The 1,331-nt window shown below is 72.4% G+C and carries 1 protein-coding gene; it reads left to right on the top strand.

Annotated features, from left to right (window positions below; genetic code table 11):
• Positions 1-1,331, top strand: a 1,331-nt coding sequence (locus POF73_RS45680; protein ID WP_272125453.1) for an SDR family NAD(P)-dependent oxidoreductase, incomplete at both ends; no start/stop codon positions are given.

Here is a 1,331-nt window from a genome sequence, read left to right as displayed (position 1 = left end):
CCTATCGGGCGTTCGACCTGATGGACGTGGCGCCGGAGCGGATCGGGCAGATGCTGGCCGACCTGGTCGCGCTGTTCGAGGCGGGCGTGCTCAAGCCCCTTCCCGTGACGTGCTGGGATGTGCGGCGCGCCCCGGAGGCGTTCCGGTATCTGTCGCAGGCCCGCCATGTCGGCAAGGTCGTGCTCACGGTCCCGGTGCCGCTGGGTCCGGACGGCACGGTGCTGGTGACCGGTGGTACGGGTGGTCTGGGTGCGCTGGTGGCCCGGCACCTGGTGACGGAGCATGGAATCCGGCATCTGCTGCTGGCCAGCCGCCGCGGCCTGGAAGCCCCGGGTGCTGGTGAACTCGTCGCTGAATTGGCTGGGTTGGGTGCTCAGGTCGAGGTGGCGGCGGTTGACGTCGCCGACCGCGACCAGGTGGCCGCCATGCTGGACATCGTTTCCGTCGGCCACCCGCTGACCGCCGTGGTCCACACGGCCGGCGTCCTGGACGACGGTGTGCTGGCTTCCCTCACCCCGGACCGGCTGGCGAGGGTCATGCGCCCGAAGGCCGACGCGGTGGCACACCTGCACGAGCTGACCCGGGACGCCGACCTGTCCGCGTTCGTGGTCTTCTCCTCCGTCGCGGGGACGTTCGGCGGCGCGGGGCAGGCCAACTACGCGGCCGCCAACGCCTTCCTGGACGCCTTCGCCGCCATCCGCCGTTCCTCCGGCCTGCCCGCGACCGCCCTCGCCTGGGGCCCCTGGGCACCGGGTGCGGGCATGACCGCCGAGCTGACCGAGGCGGACCTGCGACGCATGGCACGCGGCGGCATGCAGCCGCTCGCCCCCGAACAAGGTCTGGGGCTGCTCGACACCGTCCTGGAGATCGGGCCGGCCCTCGAAAGGGCAGCGATGCTGCCGATCAACCTCGACATCGCTGCCCTCCGCAAGCGCGGACACGAGGTCCCCAGCCTGCTGCGTGCTCTCGTCCGCAGGCCCGCGCGCCGGGCCGCCGAGGCACAGGCGGCGATCGGAGGGGCGACCGACCTCGGGCAGCGCATCGCAGGGCTTCCCGAGGCCGAGCGCGAGAAGTTCCTGCTGGACCTCGTCTGCGGACAGGCCGCCTCCGTCCTTGGCTATGCGTCCGCCGCCGACGTGGAGGCCGACCAGGCCTTCAAGGCCCTAGGCTTCGACTCCCTCACCTCGGTGGAACTGCGCAACCGCCTGAATTCCGCCACCGGCATGCGGCTGCCCGCGACCCTGGTCTTCGACCACCCCTCGCCCGCGGTCCTGGCCCGTCACCTCCTCTCGGAGCTGTCCGACGGAGCGGCGCCGGGTGCTTCCGCCTCG

Origin of the sequence: Streptomyces sp. HD (assembly GCF_028369295.1) — a bacterium.
In the GTDB taxonomy this organism is placed as follows: Bacteria; Actinomycetota; Actinomycetes; order Streptomycetales; family Streptomycetaceae; genus Streptomyces.
The sequence above is the reverse complement of the archived record's forward strand: the minus strand, read 5'-3'. Positions and strand labels throughout refer to the sequence as shown.